The organism is Virgibacillus sp. 6R, assembly GCF_001895305.1.
In the GTDB taxonomy this organism is placed as follows: domain Bacteria; phylum Bacillota; class Bacilli; order Bacillales; family Amphibacillaceae; genus Virgibacillus; species Virgibacillus pantothenticus.
Genome location: NZ_CP017762.1, coordinates 2,172,427 through 2,191,265 on the forward strand (window position 1 = coordinate 2,172,427; position 18,839 = coordinate 2,191,265).

17 protein-coding genes are annotated in these 18,839 nt (G+C 36.8%); 5 read left to right on the forward strand and 12 right to left on the reverse strand.

Annotation, left to right across the window (positions count from 1 at the left end; genetic code table 11):
* Nucleotides 1–5: 5 nt before the first annotated feature.
* From cas1c to BKP57_RS09855, 7 genes are all read right to left on the reverse strand, one after another.
* On the reverse strand, nucleotides 6–1,037 hold the full coding sequence (gene cas1c, locus BKP57_RS09825) for a type I-C CRISPR-associated endonuclease Cas1c (RefSeq protein WP_072741447.1): 1,032 nt from the start codon (nucleotides 1,035–1,037) through the stop codon (nucleotides 6–8).
* Entirely contained in the window at nucleotides 1,034–1,690 is a 657-nt protein-coding gene (cas4, locus tag BKP57_RS09830) for a CRISPR-associated protein Cas4 (RefSeq protein ID WP_072741448.1), read from the reverse strand. Before cas4 ends, cas1c begins: the two co-directional genes overlap by 4 nt.
* On the reverse strand, nucleotides 1,680–2,525 hold the full coding sequence (cas7c, locus tag BKP57_RS09835; protein WP_072741449.1) for a type I-C CRISPR-associated protein Cas7/Csd2: 846 nt from the start codon (nucleotides 2,523–2,525) through the stop codon (nucleotides 1,680–1,682). The genes cas4 and cas7c overlap by 11 nt, the downstream gene beginning before the upstream one ends.
* Nucleotides 2,509–4,404: a type I-C CRISPR-associated protein Cas8c/Csd1 gene (cas8c, locus tag BKP57_RS09840; protein WP_072741450.1), complete on the reverse strand. Its 1,896-nt coding sequence runs from the start codon at nucleotides 4,402–4,404 to the stop codon at nucleotides 2,509–2,511. The genes cas7c and cas8c overlap by 17 nt, the downstream gene beginning before the upstream one ends.
* Nucleotides 4,405–5,115, reverse strand: a complete 711-nt coding sequence (gene cas5c / locus BKP57_RS09845; RefSeq protein ID WP_072741451.1) for a type I-C CRISPR-associated protein Cas5c — start codon at nucleotides 5,113–5,115, stop codon at nucleotides 4,405–4,407.
* A gap of 119 nt (nucleotides 5,116–5,234) precedes the next feature.
* Nucleotides 5,235–5,501 carry a transposase gene (locus BKP57_RS09850; RefSeq protein WP_072741452.1) on the reverse strand — a complete coding sequence of 89 codons (267 nt, stop codon included), beginning with the start codon at nucleotides 5,499–5,501 and terminating at the stop codon, nucleotides 5,235–5,237.
* Between the two features lie 311 nt (nucleotides 5,502–5,812).
* On the reverse strand, nucleotides 5,813–8,242 hold the full coding sequence (locus tag BKP57_RS09855) for a CRISPR-associated helicase/endonuclease Cas3 (protein ID WP_072741453.1): 2,430 nt from the start codon (nucleotides 8,240–8,242) through the stop codon (nucleotides 5,813–5,815).
* 1,167 nt (nucleotides 8,243–9,409) lie between these two features.
* On the opposite strand from BKP57_RS09855, the gene BKP57_RS09860 reads away from it, so the two are divergent.
* From BKP57_RS09860 to BKP57_RS09870, 3 genes are read left to right on the forward strand one after another with little or no spacing between them, the layout of a single operon-like run.
* Nucleotides 9,410–9,907 carry a PH domain-containing protein gene (locus BKP57_RS09860; RefSeq protein ID WP_050350733.1) on the forward strand — a complete coding sequence of 166 codons (498 nt, stop codon included), beginning with the start codon at nucleotides 9,410–9,412 and terminating at the stop codon, nucleotides 9,905–9,907.
* Nucleotides 9,907–11,424 (forward strand): PH domain-containing protein, encoded by a 1,518-nt coding sequence (locus BKP57_RS09865; RefSeq protein WP_072741454.1) that lies wholly within the window; start codon nucleotides 9,907–9,909, stop codon nucleotides 11,422–11,424. Before BKP57_RS09860 ends, BKP57_RS09865 begins: the two co-directional genes overlap by 1 nt.
* Complete coding sequence (locus BKP57_RS09870) at nucleotides 11,396–11,908, forward strand: LURP-one-related family protein (protein WP_072741455.1); 513 nt, start codon at nucleotides 11,396–11,398, stop codon at nucleotides 11,906–11,908. Before BKP57_RS09865 ends, BKP57_RS09870 begins: the two co-directional genes overlap by 29 nt.
* Before the next feature lie 270 nt (nucleotides 11,909–12,178).
* On the opposite strand, the gene BKP57_RS09875 is transcribed toward BKP57_RS09870, so the two are convergent.
* The 4 genes from BKP57_RS09875 to BKP57_RS09890 all read right to left on the reverse strand — a co-directional run bounded on the left by BKP57_RS09875 (nucleotide 12,179) and on the right by BKP57_RS09890 (nucleotide 15,472).
* Nucleotides 12,179–12,997 carry a formate/nitrite transporter family protein gene (locus BKP57_RS09875; protein ID WP_050350730.1) on the reverse strand — a complete coding sequence of 273 codons (819 nt, stop codon included), beginning with the start codon at nucleotides 12,995–12,997 and terminating at the stop codon, nucleotides 12,179–12,181.
* Between the two features lie 332 nt (nucleotides 12,998–13,329).
* Nucleotides 13,330–13,893: an HAD-IA family hydrolase gene (locus tag BKP57_RS09880; RefSeq protein ID WP_050350729.1), complete on the reverse strand. Its 564-nt coding sequence runs from the start codon at nucleotides 13,891–13,893 to the stop codon at nucleotides 13,330–13,332.
* 66 nt (nucleotides 13,894–13,959) lie between these two features.
* A complete protein-coding gene (locus BKP57_RS09885) occupies nucleotides 13,960–14,922 on the reverse strand; it encodes a D-2-hydroxyacid dehydrogenase (RefSeq protein WP_050350728.1) in 963 nt (320 codons plus the stop codon).
* A 157-nt stretch (nucleotides 14,923–15,079) separates the two neighbouring features.
* Complete coding sequence (locus BKP57_RS09890; protein WP_050350727.1) at nucleotides 15,080–15,472, reverse strand: SLAP domain-containing protein; 393 nt, start codon at nucleotides 15,470–15,472, stop codon at nucleotides 15,080–15,082.
* Between the two features lie 449 nt (nucleotides 15,473–15,921).
* On the opposite strand from BKP57_RS09890, the gene BKP57_RS09895 reads away from it, so the two are divergent.
* Entirely contained in the window at nucleotides 15,922–16,548 is a 627-nt protein-coding gene (locus BKP57_RS09895; RefSeq protein WP_072741456.1) for a LysE family translocator, read from the forward strand.
* A 141-nt stretch (nucleotides 16,549–16,689) separates the two neighbouring features.
* Nucleotides 16,690–17,448 (forward strand): YqcI/YcgG family protein, encoded by a 759-nt coding sequence (locus tag BKP57_RS09900; RefSeq protein WP_050350725.1) that lies wholly within the window; start codon nucleotides 16,690–16,692, stop codon nucleotides 17,446–17,448.
* Between the two features lie 401 nt (nucleotides 17,449–17,849).
* Here BKP57_RS09900 and BKP57_RS09905 read toward each other — a convergent pair whose 3' ends face one another.
* The gene (locus tag BKP57_RS09905; protein WP_050350723.1) at nucleotides 17,850–18,803 is read right to left on the reverse strand and encodes an arginine deiminase family protein; all 954 of its coding nucleotides are present in this window, start codon (nucleotides 18,801–18,803) and stop codon (nucleotides 17,850–17,852) included.
* Between the last annotated feature and the right edge of the window lie 36 nt (nucleotides 18,804–18,839).

Here is an 18,839-nt window from a genome sequence, read left to right on the forward strand (position 1 = left end):
TTCGCCTACTTCCATAAAAATGGTGGATACTCATCTAAATCCCCCCGTAGATAACGTGCCAATAATAGAGATTGAGCATAGGGAACTAAACCCCATGTTATTTTTTCACCTAGGTAAGGATGGGTAATCTTCTCTTGCTTTTTTGTTTGCCAAGCTGATAGAAATTTTTTCCTTCCATCATTAGTCATAATCACCGCACCATTTTCCTTATGTAGAAAATCCCCCTCTTTGATTGCCTTCTTATTGATTAAGGAAATAACAAAGCGATCCGCATAAATCCCCCTTAATTCTTCCATCACATCCAAAGCTAAAGAAGCTCTTCCGGGACGGTCGCGATGTAAAAATCCAACATATGCATCAAGACCAACGGACTCCAATGCTGCTGCCATATCATTCGCAAGCAATGTATATGCAAATGACAGCATGGCATTCACTTTATCTAAAGGCGGTCTTCTTGAACGGGAATGGAAGAAAAAGTCCTCCTTTTGCTGAAGTATCATTTGATCAAATATCTTATTATAGCTAAACGCTGCTTGCCCTTCCCACCCTCTTAAACTTTCTAAATCATGGCAATCTCTTACTTCCTGCATCATATTTGATAATTGCGCTGATACTTCTTTAAAAGCTACTAAATCAATTCGCAAGGGGTAATCCCGAGTCATTCGTTCAATCATCCACTTATGATTGAAAATTTTTCCTACAATAAAATTGCTGGCTATAATAGCTGATTGGGCTTCATCTTCAGAAAGTTGATATTGGCGCTTTCTTAAAACAACATTTCCTTTGCTCTCTCCTATAACTCTAGCAAGAAAACTCCCATTAATTGTCATAAAAACTAAAGAGATATTACGTTTTGCACAGTACCCCATTAAAGCAGGACTTGCACCTGTATATCCAAACGATACAATTGATTCTAGGTTATGAAGAGGCAACCTTCCTAATTTTTCTTGTTCCTTTAATAAGACAATATTGTCTCCATCCAACGACAAATAAACATCTGGCTGTGTAATAAAAAGTGTATTAAGAAGCTTCCTCATTCGTTTATTTTCCCTTCAATATAACTTTTTACCGATCTTTTATTCATTAGCTTCGGCAAACATATATGCTGAAGTGAACAGCTTTTACAAAAGGAACCTGTTTTCACTTTTGGCGTATGTCTTCTTTGATAGTAGTCATGCATCTCAGCCGAAATGTCTTTTACTTTTTGCCTGAGATAATTGGTAAAAGGAACTTCTACTCTATGCTTGATTTCATGATAATACATATATCCTTTCTCAATTTGGCAAAGTAGCATCTCTTCCAAGCATATCGCTTGAGCTGTTAGTTGCAATATATCAGCATCATCTTTCTTCGGTCGACCTCGTTTATACTCCACAGGGAAAGGAAGATGTCTCCCTTCTTCCCCGTGAATTTCTATACCATTTGAATGTTGAATAAATTCTACCACATCGCAAACACCGTTAATTTTCAAGCTTTTTGATTTTACTGGCAAAGCTCTGATAATCAATTTATTTCCGCGCTTTTCACGGATCATCGGCTCATCTGCTTTACGATGTAAGTAGTGCCCTTCAATTGTTTTCCCATTTTCTTCCCATTGCTGCTCAATATGAATGAGCGCCCATTGTCGGCGACAAAATTCAAAATGTTGTATTCCAGATAGCATTAAAAAGGCTTCTTCTTTATTTACCATCCATTACCTCTACAGGCAGCCCGTCCAATTCTTTCACAGTGATGGAATAGTCATCATAGCTCTTAGGTGATTCCACTTTTGGTTCAATTTTTACTGTTCTGTGTACTTTAGCTGAGGAGTATTGTCCTAATTTAGAATTATGCTCCCACCAATAAACATGATGAACTTCCATGCTGCCATCTGGTCTAGCAGAAGAAGCGTCATTTTCAAATAAATGAACGAGTGCTTGTTTCAATTTTTCAGCATCTTCATTTGAAAAGCCCGTTTTTTCAGCTAGTTGTGTATTAATACTTCCATAAAATACATATAATCCAAAATTAACTCGATGTTTCATCCCCATTGTATCCGAACCTTTTTTGTCCCCAGTAACGGAGTTAACACTTTTTGTAATTTGCATACTCGTAATATCAACGGGGTCAACACTTGTCGCTGTATGAATAGATACCGGTCCGCGAACACCAACAGATACATCTACATTTTTAAAAGCAAAAACTTGACCAAAACTGCGTACATCAATCCACTCTTCACAAGCTAATCTAGCATATGCTTCATTATCTTTTGCTTTTGAAGCCTTGTTAAGTTCTTCATGAGCATCAGCACGTTCTTTTAAGCTTTTAAAATTATCTACTTTATAATCATTCGACTGCACAAAAACGTTCTCACCCATATCTAACAAGCGATTTCTAATTTTGCGCTTAATGGCAACGTCGGAAATTTCTCCATGCCCATCGTAATTTTGTCTAGGGCGATTTCCATTTAATGGATCACCATTGGGATTAGCATTGTTCACAGATAAAACTACCGCAAAATCTATTTTTTTATCTAATGTCGTCATTTCCATTCTCCTCGCTATTATTTTCTACTGTCTTTTTTTGATACAAATCTCTACGTTGACTATAAAATCCTAGTAAATATTTTCCAGACAAAGGTTTGTCGTTAAAATCTTCAATTGTTAACCTTGACCCGACCTCATCGATTAGGCTCGCTAAATAATTGCCTCGTTTCCCAAGTCTCGCTTGATATGGTTGTATACTTTCCTGAAGTGTCTTCCAAGTGCGAGCAGGATGTTTAGAAAATGCATTCATATAACGAATCGCATTGGTAGCTCGCGTCTCATCTTGATCTAATGCCCTTCTTTCTAATACATCTGCTAAAGCTAATAATCGACCGAATAAATAATCACGATCATTCAATTCATGATCTAAAGCCACATCCAATCCCTCCCTTTTATTAATTAACGCACATGCTATACTTAATGTTTTTTCCCACTCCCATTTTTCCATGGCGACTGGGTTAGACGCACGATAAAATGCACTATTTACAATATCTGTTGGTATTTTTCTGTTATCAACAATGCACGGTAGCATTCTCGACATTAAATCTTTAACGATTTTTTCACTTGCTCGTGTACCATAAGCGGCGAATGCAATATCTTTAGTCGCCGGAGCTCCAAAAAACTTCACAAACTTTCCATCATCATTTTTGCGATAGCGATGTTCCCAAACACACGTTGAATGCCAATGTTCTAATCTTTGTAAATACAATTCTTTATTCATATTTCGATAGTATAATACTCCTAGTCTCCCAGTCGTTGCCGAGTCGAGAATTAATATTGTTACATTGGATGTAGTCGATAAGTCATGTTTGTATCCTGCAAATGCTTTAGCGACTTCATTCGCAAAGTGATCTAATGTGTTTGTCTTACTTTCCTTAACAACAGCTGCAGTTGGATGGATCGAATACGTATCATCAATTGGCATAACTGTTTGTAATTGGTCATTTCCCCATACAAGAAAAACACGTTCATCAATCATGTAGCCTTGCCGTAAAATTAACCACTTCAAAGCGTTATGCGCTTTTTGCGAAACTTCATAGCTAATACTTGCTGCTTCCATGCTTTCCTTAAATCTACCTCTAAACGTAAATCCACTTGTATCGTTTGCGGATATTAGTTTCGCTTTATCTGCAGCATGCCTTATTTTATTTGCGTGTCTTTCCGTACTTGCTTGCCATGTTCCTGTTACAAAACAAATGTCCTTTTCCCCAACTAAATTATTATAATAACTAATAAACGAATCATAGACTTCTTTATCGTCCCAAACGTCGGTTAAATGCTTCGCTGGAGAATACACGTTAAAACGAACAAAAGCGCTCTCTTGTCCGCCGGTAATAGCAGAAAAAACTGCCGGCTTTTCTCCATGTAATGCTTCATATTTTTTATTCCATTTTCCGATTAACTGATTTTGTTCATCTAAAAAAATGATGTTTGCAGCAACTAAATCTTTAATTAATTGTTTCTTTTGTAAGTATTTAAAAATACTTTTTACTTTTGGATGCCCATACGGCGATGTTGCCCAGTCTTCTAATTGTTCTATGTAACTAGCAAATGGCTCTTCTTTTTTAATTTTTCCGCCATACTTCACAAAATCTCCAGCGACATAGCTTAATTTATCATGGAGTGGATACGGCGCTACTTTGGACCCTGACCTACTTGCAGAACTTTCCGTAGTAGGGATTAACGTATTCACTTTATCCAAAACAATGGCTGAATGGAACTCCCCATCTTCTGTTACAGTAACTTCAATATGCGCATTTTGTGTCGTATGAGAAATCGGTAGTAATGTATAGCTTTTATTGCCCCTTGTTTTTTCAATTTCACCGACACGATCCAAATTTGCTTCATACGTTTCATATAATTGATTTAGCCAACTCATTTACTCACCTCCTAACTCATTAAGTAATGCATCAGCCGATTGTACATTTGTTTCATTGAATTGCTTTACCTTCATTTGTTTTATTGGACGCGTAAGATTACATTCCTCAGGGCGCGGAAATGTGATTACTCCATGCTTCATCACAGCATTCCAGAGGCGGACTTCCATTTGGTTATCCCCTGTTTCATCTGGATAATTAATTCCATGTACCATCGTCCCAAAATGCAATTCCTCATAATTATCGTAAAATCCTTCCCCTTCACCAAAGACGCACGGTTCGACATACGCTTGGCATTCTCTAGCACCAAGGAACACATCTCTTCTTCCTCCGACCTTTAAAGCCCGCTTCATAATGCTGTAGTGCTTGTTCTCATTTCTATCAAAAGCCATATCCGGTCGATGGAGATTGAATTCAAAATGGGCTTTTACTTGATATCTTGGCTGTTTTAAGTACGTGTAGTTAGCTAACGTATTCCCACCTTTATATTCAATGGGGCGAATTCCTTTTGATTCCATTTGAATCGGGTTCATAATTCGTACAGCATCTACGATCATAACGATGGTCGGCTTCCAGTAGACTGACTCCACAATCCCTTTTAACGCTTGATATGTAGGCACTTGATAAGTCAATTTTTCCCCACCTATTTTCGTAAGCGGATCGGTAAACAACGCATAGTCTCCCCACACTTCAAATTCAATTGCATTTCGCATTCGTTCACCCCCTTTCAATTAAAACTTATTAAAAATATAAACGCTAAAGTTATCTCATACGAGGAAATAAATCATTCACGCATATTCTACCTATCAAATTAAACTGTGCTTCTAAATAACTATTTTCTACTTAAAATAATTGCTGCTTCTTTTAAAATTGAGTTTTCTAATTGCAAACGTTGATTTTCCTTATATAATTCATTTATTTCATTTTCATCCCAATTATTTTTGATAAATGGATTTTTATAAAGCCTAATCCAATTATTTAAAGTCGATAGAGATAGATTATGTTCGCTGATAATATCCTTTTTAGTTTTACCGCTCTCATAAAGCTTTACAATCTTAATTTTAAATTCATCTGTAAATGTTCTTCTAATTCTTTGCAATTAATTTTCTCCTTGTCTATCTGCAATATAACAACTTCTATTGTTAATTAAATACTTCATAAAATTAGTTCAATACTTAAGTAGAATATGCGCTTTTCCTACCAAAAATTGATATGTTAATTTATATTAACTCATATTATCTCAATCAAATCTATCTTATAATTAAACAATATATGAACTAATATTTTCATTTCTATATATGTTATAATAAAATAATGCCGCATTAAAGCGTGGATTGAAATATATATTGTTTTATTTGAGTACAGAAACCTATCTCTTTATTAATTGATATATGAGATAGGTTGCCTTTATTAAATCATATACACCTCATCCGCACTATCGCCTTCCACATCAAACCCAAATTCATTACTATAGGCACCTTCTGCTAATGCATAAATTTTTCCATCAAAGAAAGATACTAACCGGTTATTTTTCATGACTAAATCAAGTTCATATTTATAAAGGTTAATTGTATAATGCTGCGCATATCGCATAATTCGCGCTAATTCTTCCATGGATATGTTGCCGCTCAACTCTGTGATAATTTCTTTTCCCCCATGCTCATAAGGAACGATGACTGAAGTTGTCTGATTATCTATGACACGGAAGTGCTCGGCAGCAGTTCGATAGCTATTTGTAATAAATAACGGAACCTCGGCATTATACTTACTTCTGTATGCTTGCACGTAGCTGAATTTATCCTTTGAAGATGTTAACAACTCCATCATATCTTTCTTTAAAGCGGGGATGAAATAATTCAAATCATTAGCAAATGCTAAGTAAAGCTCCTGAAAATAGCGTTCCATCGCTTGTGGCGAGAGGATATTGCCCCCATGCTCATTTTGATTACGTTTCATATCAATTAAAATACGTCGTGTGATTTGTTTACCTATTTCAATCTCTTTTAAAAATTTTAGCTGTTCTTCTTGATGGTCAATAACGTACACTTGTTGAATATCCTTTTCACCATGTCGATTACAACGTCCTGCAGCCTGAGCAATCGAGTCTAAACCAGCAAGAGATCTTATCACGCAATCAAAACTAATATCCACACCAGCCTCAATTAACTGTGTACTAATACAAATAACCGGAATCTTATTATCTAAGTCCTCTCGCAATTTGCTTAAGATATCATTTCGATGCGCCGCACACATGGACGTGCTTAAGTGATAAATATGGGTTTCATCACTTCTATTTTGTTGCAATCTCTCATAGAGCGTTTTCACAACTTTTTTCGTGTTTAACACAACTAGTACACTTTGAACATGTTCTAACTGTTGATCAATAAACGAAACTAAGTCATTAGTTGATACTGCTTTATCGGTTGCTTTGTCTATAATTTCCACTCGTTTAAAAGCATCAACCACATCCGTTAAATTCTCAACAATTTCTGCGTCTGTATGAATTTCTAGTTTATTTTGCACAAAATCTAACGCCGGTTGCGTTGCCGTACAAAGCAGAATACTAGATTTGCAATAGTTTTTTAAGAAGTTAAGAGCTTCATTAAATAACGAAATACATTTCACAGGTACCTTTTGCACTTCATCAAAGATAATTACAGCTTCACTTAAATGATGCAGACGACGAATATTCCTGCTTCCTTTTGCATAAAAAACATTTAAAAACTGCACCATTGTTGTAAAAATAATCGGTGCATCCCAATTATCTTTCGCTAATTTCAACTTCTGTTTTTCTGTCACAGTACCGTCTAGATATTCATCGTTATCATCATCATCTAGAATAACATTCGAATGATGCTCCAAAATATTTTCTGTATCTTTTAATATGCTTCGCACTTCTTCCGCATTTTGTTCAATAATGGTAGTAAACGGAACAACATAAATAATCCGCTTTTTATGATGTAACAATGCATGCTTTAAACCGTATCGCAAACTAGCTAATGTTTTCCCTCCACCTGTAGGGATAGATAGCGTATAAATGCCAGACTCTTTTTCCGCAGCTACTTCGCATTGCTCTGACATTTTCGAACGCAATTGATTAATTGGTGTATTTGCATTTGGATGGTTTTGAAATATCGTTATTTTTTCATGTAATCGTTTGTAATACTTTTCAAACAATGCCATATGATCCATTCTTGATAGTGTTTTATTTTCTTCAAATAACCTTGTATTCGTGCGATCCGCATCAATAAGCGCACTAAATACAAACTTCGTAATAAACATTAACTGCTGTTCAGCGTCCTCCTTAGGAACACTTTGAATAATTAGGAGTAACTCTTGGATAGCTTTTTCTATGTATTGGTCAAAATCGTTCTCATTCATAACATTCACGAAAAATTTCTCTACCATTTGATCAAACTCATGTAAAGGCTTGTCACGAACCCGATTTAAATATTTTGACTCTAGTTCAGGGGTTAAAAAATCATGTAGGTAAGAGTGATGGGATATAATAGCATTACCGACTACCTCAGCTACTAGCGCTTTGCCAGGTGTCATATTTTTTGTGTGTAATAACTCATATAATAGTTTTGCTCCACCAGTAGAATGATCAACACTACCTCTTTTAGGTGCGTCTTCAGGGGTGTTTATAGCAGCAATAATATATTCTCTAAATTCATTACTATATTTTCCAAAATCATGAAGCAAGCCGGCAAGTCCACATAAATGCTTTATACCTATTGGCTCGCCGTACTGCTCCGCCAATTCCCTCACCTCTAACAGGTGATCTTTTACTGTTTGTACTTCGCTGTCACTTTGTCGAATATGCGCAATAAAATCCAAGTAATCACAGCCCATCATTAATATTTTATTCGCGTTAGATAGGAAAATAATGTCATACTGTTCTTAGGTAAATTGTATCATAAACTATTTCTGTTTTCTATGTAAGAATAAGTATATATCACTAATTTTTTGGCTCGAATACTATAAAATTATTGAAATCCTTCTAAACTGTAATACAATAATCATTAGAAGGACTTATTACATTTTAGTGCGAACCCCAAGTGCACATGAATTTCCCGGGGGTTTCGCACCATTTAAATGGAATAATATAGGTGATTTTTTAGGAAGTTTGCTAATTCAAATTTAAAATGACTTTATTTTTGCCCATAGATATCAAAAAAATCCATAAAATAGGATTTTATGAGCAAAAATCGCTGTCGCACCTTATGTAGGTGCGTGGATTGAAATACCCCTAAAAAATAATGATTGAAACTCTACATCGTCGCACCTTATGTAGGTGCGTGGATTGAAATATGTAAAATCCTCCTAATTTTAATTTTTTAAAGGTCGCACCTTATGTAGGTGCGTGGATTGAAATATTTGAATGAATGGGGAACGGTTAAAAACCCGAACCGTCGCACCTTATATAGGTGTTTGGGCTCTAAAGATGATTTCCACCTTTTACCAAAGAAGATGGATTCAGATCTGAGAAAAATATCCATCCTCTTGAATTACTCTCTAGCCATTTCTGATGCTTGAAAAATGCCTCATTCATTTTTGGATTCACCCAAAACACACTTTCCCTTCTGTCCACCCTTTAGATTCGTAACAATATTTTTTATCATTTAACTCATCAATTAGGCTAATGATCAAGTTAATATTTAAAATAATACCTTATTTTAAAGCTTTGGTTTTACAATTCACCATTGAAGCAATTTTTAATTAGTTGTTACATGTAAGCAGGCGCTTGACGAGTGATTAATGAAAGGACAAAACAAATTAATATGGTATAGAAAGACTTATAAGGAAAACAAAAACCTTAAGTATTACCTTCACATAACATAGATACTAATAATAAATTCGAAACTAAATCCCTCTTTAAAACGTACAACGTACTACATAGATAGGAACAAATTCCAAACAAATCCATGTTTTCCATAACGATGTCACATTTCATTTTTTAAGGAAAAACTTCGCAATACACCACCGTAAAGGAAGGGAGCTTTTATGTACCAACATATAGAAGAACCAAAACAGAAAATTTCACAACATGCAATTAACGTATGGCGTATCACCAACACGATTGGACATTTTATTTTCTTAATCATTATCATCGTATTGCTTACCCTTCATGCCAATTTTGAATGGTATGGTTGGATTGGTTACGTATTATGGATATTACTGGGACTTGATATTATTTCTGCTATTTGGAGCGTGTTTTTTGAACCGATTCTACTACAAAAGTATTGGCGTTATGGAATAAACAAGGATTTTGTTCAACTAAAGCACGGAAAATGGAATATGGAACATCAAGTTATACCGATGACGAAAATTCAATATGTCAGCTTAAAGCAAGGTCCGATTTTGCGAAAGTATGGACTATCTAGTGTTTCCATTGGAACAATGGCGTCTACCCATGAAATCCCTGCTATACAGGAGGATGAAGCAAAAACCATTCGTGATGAAATCGCTGCACTCGCCAAAATTAAGGAAGTGGAGAACTAATGGAAACAAATAAACGCATGCACCCAATGATGATGCTCGTATCCTTTATTGCCTCATTGAAAGATATTTTTTTCATATTTATTTTCTTATTTGTAATTAATTTATCTTCCACGGCAACATGGGTTGAAATAGGTAGAATCCTGTTCTTTGTCTATCTTATTTATAAAGTTTTCTCGGTAATCATAACATGGTGGCGCACAACGTATAGCGTAAACGAGAGCTTTATTGAAATAAAACAAGGCATCTTTACACGAAAACAGCATCAAATCCCTTTTGATCGCATACAAAATGTCCAGACAAATACACCATTTTATTTACGACCACTTAACTTAACAGCACTTACGTTAGAAACGGGTGCAGAAGATGAGGATTCATCATTTACTTTTACCGCTATTTCGAAGCAAGAAGCAGAACAGATCGAACATGTTTTGGATTATTATACAAAACAGCAAGGTCAGGAGCCTGAAACAACAGAAACAAATGAAACAGAAACGGCTGATTCCAACGCTCAACCTGTTATGAAAGATAAAAGAATTGTTCACTTTAACCCTACTAAAAAAGATGTTTTAAAAGCATCTGCATTATCCTTTAGCTACTTATTACTCATTCCTGTACTAGCTTCACTGCTGAGTAATATTGATGAAGTATATGACTTATCAGAAACAGGTGAAAAGATTTTTCATTTTCTAAGAGAATCATGGTTTTGGCTTAGTGTACTTATTTTTATGTTTATTATAATCGCGATTGGATTTGGATTAGTTCGCACATATTTAAAATATGGACGCTATGAGATTTCCTCTGACCAAGAGAGGATATATATTCGTAAAGGGGTATGGAATGAGCAGCATTTTTCTATTCGCAAGCAAAATGTGCAAGCCGCTCATATTGAACAATCATTGTTAAAACGTATGCTTCGGATAGCAGAGGTAAAGCTAATCAGTGCTGGTGGCGTTGACCTTTCCGGTGAAGAAATAAACTCACTTTATCCCTTTTTACCAATAAATCGAGCTCACCACATGATTGAGGAAATACTGCCTGAATTTGCAATAAAAGCGGGTATGGAGCAGCTGCCGAAGAAATCTTTAGTTGCAAGAATATGTCAAATCCCATTGCTTTGGATTACTGGTACAGCCATAATTGTCATTTTCTTTCCAAAGTGGTGGCCAGTCTCGATTATTTTGTTCCTGTTAACGATTGCATCAAGAATACTAGATTATTATTTTACCTGCTATTTGATTCATGGAGAAATATTGCAAATCCGAACAGGAGGTTTCTTCATTACAACAAGTATTACAACCCGCGAGAAAATCATTGAATTTAAGCTTGAGCAAAATTTAATTCAAAAACGCTTTGGTCTGGCAGACATAGAAACAACAAATCGCAGCAAACCCATTCATGTCAATGCCTTATATAATATCCCCATTGACATGGTCCAACGTACGTTTGCGTGGTATACAGGTCGAAGCCCTAAAATAGAGGGAGGATCATATGGAGAACAAGATCTATATAGAAGATAATTTTTTTTCAGCAGGAAGAACAGCAATTAGGAACCATCATAATGAAAAAATCGGTGACTTAGATTTAAAAACAGCTTTCTCATCTAGTATTAACGTGTATGATAGTCAAGGCACAAGGCTTGCAGAAGGAAAGTTTAAAAGCTCCTTTTCTAGTCAATGGGTTGTCATCGATGCAACTGCAGAAATAATCGGAACGTTAAAAGCGAACTGGTTTTCCTTTAAAAAAAAGTACACGTATACCTTAAAGAATGGACATGAATACACGATTACCTCACCTGTTTTCTCCAAAACATTCACAATGACAGGTGAGCAGGAACGGGAAATAGTAGCTTCCTTCACTCGTGTCAGTAGCTTTTTTTCTTCTCCTGCGTATGAACTCATAAACCATACAGATCGTTTATCGATGGAAGAATTCATTGTTGTCGTCATGGGTGTCAATGCGATTGAAAAGAGTCAAGCCGCAGCAAGTAGCGGAGGCAGCTAAAGAGCGCTTGTCACGAGCGGGGGGCCGATGCCTTCTCTTACAGCGATAGAGGTTGGACCAAGTTCTTTTATAAAATAAGCCACATGAATCAAAGTACCACCCAACTAGTTCATGCGGCTTATTGTTCATATGTTACAAACGTCAAATGATGTATCTGTTAGCCATTTTTTGCACTGTAATAAAATGCACGTGCAACTATTTTAGCTCTTTAGTATATCACCTTTTGCTTATGTTCATGGCTTTATCTTCGGACTCACCTTATTCAAGCCTTTACCCAAGTTTTCTTTCCCCCGCTACTCGGTTTGACTGTTTATACTGTTTATCAGGTGAGGCTAAATAAGCATAGACACCGCCTAAAAAGAATCCGCCACCAACAATATTTCCTATCGTCACAGGGATTAGATTATAAATCGCTCCTAGGAAGGTAATCGTTTCCGGGTGAGGTGCTGTTAACGCCAGCGAAAAAGTTACCATGTTTGCTACACTATGTTCAAATCCAGAAGCAACAAAACCAAACACTAAAAGCATTGTCACTAATATTTTGGCGCCATCGCCTTTTATATGCATCGGAATCCAAACAGCTAAACAGACGATTAAATTACATAAAATCCCCCGAAAAAATAGTGCCCATATACTTAAATCCATCTTGGCAGCAGCTGTTTTCATTAAATAATGACTGTCCTCTGCTGAAGCATATAATCCTGTCCCAACAATTAATAAGGCAAAGAAAATTCCTCCGATTAAGTTTCCACTATAGCAAGCCAGCCAATTTTGCAATGTGTCCTTAACGGTTGTCTGTTTTCGTAGCGTACTCATCGTAAAATACATCGTATTACCAGTAAATAATTCCGCGCCACCATAAATAATCAACACAAGGGCAACTCCAAAAAAAATGGAAGCCATTATCGTTGCAGTAGGTGAATGAATATCAAAATAACCTTCTGCTAACCTATAGGATAGTATTAATCCTATCCCTACATATACACCTGCTAAAGCTGCTTTTAGCAAATATTTTATAAGTGAAGTATTTAGTAATGCTTTCTTTTTTAAAGCAAGATTTACCGCTTGTTCGATTGGTTGACTTTCCATTATGATTACTCCTTTTGTTTTATGCTGTAATAAAGCTGTTTAATGTGAAATAATTCACATTTATACTGTTAAAAATGGTAGTCCTCACGTATTTTAATAAAGTAAGAGGACTACATTATATCTATCTTCTATGTCCTATTAACATCCGTACTAATAAATAGTAACGTATATTTAGGATGAAGGAAAGATGTTTTTTTCATACATATAGCAAATTATAGCTTTATTAGCAATCAAACAGCTCAAGTGTTATTTCATTCCATCATTTCTATCATTATAAAAGGAAGAGATGACTTACAGCGCATCTTTATTTCCCTTCCTTTTTAAAATAGGTGCTATAGCTTAACCGTATCCAAGAATGCATGATAGTTGCTTATATGAAAATCTGCATCAGCTTGCTTATTTTGAAAGCTGCACGTCTTGATGCCTAATTCCTTGGCCGGTAGCAAATCAATTTCTCGATCGCCTATCGCTACATCAATTTGATGTTTGTTGTGTAAATAAGCATAGGAGGAACTATCTGGCTTACGTGGAAATTGGTCATCGCTCGTGACCATATCCTTAAAATAAGAAGTTAATCCGTGGTAGCCTAAGATGCGTTCCACATTTTTACGATCTTTATGTGTCATTATGACATTTACCTCTGCTGCCTGCAAAACTCCCTCTAAGCCGGGAAATGGTTCCACCTCCTCTGGCTTCATGTTATCTACAAGACGACGCACCTCTACCTCCTGTTCCTTTGTCATTTGGAAATATGCGATCGCATGGGAAAAGGACTTCTTTAACTGCCTATAAATTTCATTCTCGGTTGCCGTTTTTGTTAAAACTTGCTTGAAACACTTTGTGTAACTCGGATATGTATTGATAAGGGTTCCATCAAAGTCCCATAGTAAATGCATCTTTTTCTACTTCTCCTTTTCTTTACATAATGGTAGCTATCCCCTTATAAGGGGTAGCCACGTTATCTAATACCCCTTTTCAAAATTAACGAGATTGACTGTTGGTATTTCCCCTTTGAGGTAATGTTGTAGATTAGGCAGAAAGATTTCATCGATGACGCGCTCGTCATAATGCTCGGTTGAGCCTGCCGTATGGGGTGTAACGATGACATTTTCCATCTCCCATAGCGGACTATTCGCAGGTAAGGGTTCGGAGGCGAACACATCCAATCCTGCACCTGCGATCTCATTTTGCTGTAAGGCTTGAAGCAAATCTCCCTCGTTTACAATAGCACCTCGACCAATGTTGATTAGTATCGCCGAATCCTTCATCCGTTTAAATTGGGTAGCTGTAAACATATTTCTCGTTGCGTCGGTTAATGGTAATGTAATCACAACAAAGTCACTTTGGGAAAGTACTTGATCGAGCTGTTCTGGCTTGTACATCTGATCAACGTAATCGGTAGGCTTTCCCGAGTGGCGTACACCAAGTACCTTCATTCCAAATGCTTTAGCAATTTTAGCTGTTTCCAATCCAATGGCCCCAACACCAATGATTCCAATTGTTTTATGATGAATTTCTTGTTTTAAACGTGCATGGTACCATTTTTTCTCTTGCTGTTGCCTAACATAGGTATGAATTTTTCGAGTGAGCCCCAAAATTAGTGCAAAAATAGTTTCCGAAATGGGATAAGCGTGAACACCATTTGCACTCGTTACAAGAACATTATGTTGTTGCAACTTGATTAATGGAAGGTTATCAATTCCAGCGCTCCATGTTTGTACCCACTTTAGACGCTTATTTTCGGCAAGTACAATAGGCTCGATCGCCTTTTTCCAGTGTAAGATAATTTCCGCCTCTTTTAAATCGTCCCTTACTTCTTCCAATTCTTTGTTCGCGACTATTCTCCAATTTGGAAGTGCTTGTTGTATCCTATTTACATGTGCTTCCTTTAAATCCATGTTCATAACTAATGTCCGCTTATCCATCGTATCCTCCTTCTCCAGTTACCTATTGTTTTCCTGCAAATTCTGTTGCTTACAGATAAATAGAGATAGCTTATTTAATACCTTTTATCACCAGTTGCGGTTATCTATTGCTTAAAGCCTTCCATTTTCCTTCTCAAAAATACGACAGCTTCAAAATTCAGATTTCGTTTAGTGATGTACTTCGCAACTTACCTTCTTTGAAATTTGGCTCTTGTTGCATTGTCTTTTTAGGAAAAATAAACGTCCAAGGCATACTGCACTTACTAGGAATAGCCAATCTTTTGTCAGAAAATGTTTCCGTTGCAATTGGAGTGTTTGCTTCGTAATAAGTCAATGTTTGATTATGAAGGATCCAATCTGTTTCCAGACCATTTTGAATAAGTACCGTTATTAATAAATCACCAAGATGGTTATGCGCTTGGTTTAGTAATAGAAATGGGCGAAGCGGCTTGTCCTTTTCATTTGCTTGTTCAAAAACATGTTTTATTCTTTCCCGATCTCTAGCATCAATGGTTCTGTCCCAGGCCGATTCAAAAATTAAACGTTGCATATTCTCACCTCATTTACGCTTAGTATACCATTTTCGCGTGTCATTCGCTTACCATTCCTTTACATATACTATACCAACCATGAATACTGTGCACTTGGATCAGAGACTTGGTAAAAAACAGTAGTGGTACAAGTCATACTGGCTGAATACAATAGTATCGGAAAGATGAAATGGAGATAATAATTCATTATAAGCAATTATATCCCGTATATAAGGTGCTGTAAGACTCCCGCTTTAGGAGTTGGATAACCTGTACTGCACCAAGTCTAAGTGGGAGATAACAGAACCTAAATACCCTATTTTGTAAGAGCCTTTAGGTCATAACCTTGGGCTACTAACAATCAGTGGAAATGAATGAAAACCCCCACTGATTGAAGATTCACTTCATATAATTACTGTTTTTATACACTGTAATGTGATTTGGACGAACGAATAAAGAAGGTGACCAAATGAATTTTTTAGGTTATATCCTATTAGGTATTTCTTTATCAGCACCTGTAGGGCCAATCAATGCGGCACAGCTAAATAAAGGGATGAATCATGGCTTTATCCACGCTTGGTTAGTTGGATTAGGCGGAATGATTGGTGATCTTATCTTTATGCTGCTCATTTACTTTGGTATAGCACAATTTTTAACGACACCATTCATGAAAACATTCCTATGGCTATTTGGCTTTTTCATTCTTGTCTATACCGGAATAGAAAGTATAACTGGGGCAAAAAAATCATTGCACGTCGATCACGCTATTCGACAGACATCAAAAATGAAATCATTTCGCACAGGTTTTCTTTTGGCTATTTCCAATCCACTAAATATTATTTTCTGGCTTGGGATTTATGAGGCTGTATTAGCAAAAACAAGTGACTTGTATAGTAATTATCAGTTGTTATTGTATAGTAGTGGGATTTTTTTGGGTATCTTTCTTTGGGATGTGATTATGGCGGGAGTTGCCACTTCTTTTCGACGGTTTTTTCATGAACGGGTGCAATATTTCATTACGATTGGTGCTGGGTTGCTGCTCATCGGTTTTGGACTATACTTCGGATATGAAGCAGTACTTCTTTTCACGAACTAGTTATCTATAGTGACTCCTCACGAGAATTTGCAGGCTCCGAGCTCCGTCGACATCCACTATTTACCTCCCTATTCATACATAGGTAAGCACCCATTTCTTATCCTTATCATACGTTATCACAAGAAGGAGGAAGTGGGAAAAATGGGTGTACTGTATGATAAACAATGGCTTGATCAAGAAATGGATAGACTGCCTCCATGGACACAGCCATTGTATAAAACCTTTACCGACATGCTCGTGGGAGATAATACGTACCCTTGTGTTCCTGCGAGACAAGGATTTTTGGAAAATCAGCTCCGCTTCAGTTTTATTTCCGACCCACGTGAAAAAAGGGCAGCGGAAGAGGTCGCCACTGCATTAAAAACGTATGGACGCAATGCCCGAGAATTTGGAGACTACACTTCTTTAGCCGTATTTTTCCAAACACCTAAGGATATGTATACGACCTATACAGTGGAAGATTATCGTAATCTATTCTGGAACATCATTAATAAAGTCACCGCATACGATGAAAAAGCGTGGCCAGAATCTATCCCGCAAAACCCCACACATCATGAATGGGAGTTTTGCTTTGATGGCGAGCCGTATTTTATATTTTGTGCTACTCCTGCACACCAAAAACGGAAAAGTCGCTATTTTCCATGCTTTTTTATTGCCTTTCAACCACGCTGGGTATTTGCAAACCTCAATAGAAACACAGCTTTTGGTAGGAAAATGAAAAACATCATTCGAAGGCGGCTTATAAAATATGACGGTATGCCTGGCCATCCAGATTTAAAGTGGTATGGACAGGAGGACAATCATGAATGGAAGCAATATTTTTTAAGCGATGAAGAGGATAGTCCGAGTAAATGTCCATTTATGCGAATGAGGCAAAAGACGAGCTCATTTTTTAAGTAAGATGAGAAAAATATTCTAAGTACAAACTTTACTTAACTTGATAATCATAATTCAGTGGAGCGGAAAGGTTTTCTCCACTGAGTTTGCTTTTCCATCACTGTCGTCACTAGGGATAAAATCGCCTCTTGCCCAAGCATCAGCAAAGCAGCTAATGCATCATATAAGATACATGTTCCAGCTGCTATGATAAATGCATTAAAACTGCTACACCACTTGTTTGAATAGTATACTTGTCCTTAGAAAAACTTGGCTTGTCGCCAAGTCTTATGGCGCAAGCCTTTGTTTTTCTTATACTATAAACCAAAAAAATCTTATACTTTCCTATAGTGCAAGAAAAAAACCGGTGCCGATCGTACATCCCCCTAATAAGGACAGCCGCCACCATTTCATTTGTTCCTTTTTCATATGGACCTTTTTCGCAAAAGAGGTAGTGTCATACAGCGAATTCCCCCACCGGCCTTTTCTAATTCAGATACATCAATCTCTAAGAAACGCTTATGCTTTAACTTCGGATGGGATTGTAACATTTGCTTATGCGCCTGCTTACTAATTAATATTGTTTCTGGATCAATGTTTAGAAAGTTAATATCCGGAATCGTCTCGTACTTTTCCAGCCAATAAACAGAGAAGCCATGACGGTTTAAAAACTGCTCAGCCATGTCATACCACTGGATCCCTTCCGCGTTGGTGAGGTGCACAGGTAAAAATCGCATATAACTTTTAGCTACTACCAGGTCTTCATTTGCAACATTGCAATTCATATCTAAATGAAGCGTATCTGCCCGCCTCGGTAAGCTAATCACTCCAATTTCAGAAAACCCCGCTTGAAAGAGATTCTCCATCATTTGTTCCACACTTTCTAGACTCGTTCGCATCCCAATATTGATAAATATAGCATCCGAATTAAGTATAAGTACATCTCCATATTCCAGTGCTTTTAAACCTTGTTTAGCTTCTTTGATAAATGCATCGGGAAACCACTTATCTAACAGATCATGAACCTGATCATATTCAGGTCGCCGCATAAATGATCCTGCGACTCCAGGAAATATTTTATTGCCAAATACGCATGCCAAATCACGAACAAAAAACCGGTTAATTAACTGCTCACTCAGTCGTTGAGTAACTGCATCAAGGTGCAGTGAATAATCGATCGTATGAATACCTTCCTGTTGCAATGTCAAAATAAATGTATGAAAATTTTCCAGTGCTTTTTTTTGCTGAACCGGAGCACTCCATTGCACATTCTCAGCCACTTGTAAGCTAGGAATACTTTGCTCAGAAGGTGAACAAACAAGCACCGTTTGCAGTGCACCATGCTCAGACCAGCAACTAGGTTTATCTAATTGCACCATGTTAATCGCCCTTTCCTCTTTATGGTTATATGTTTG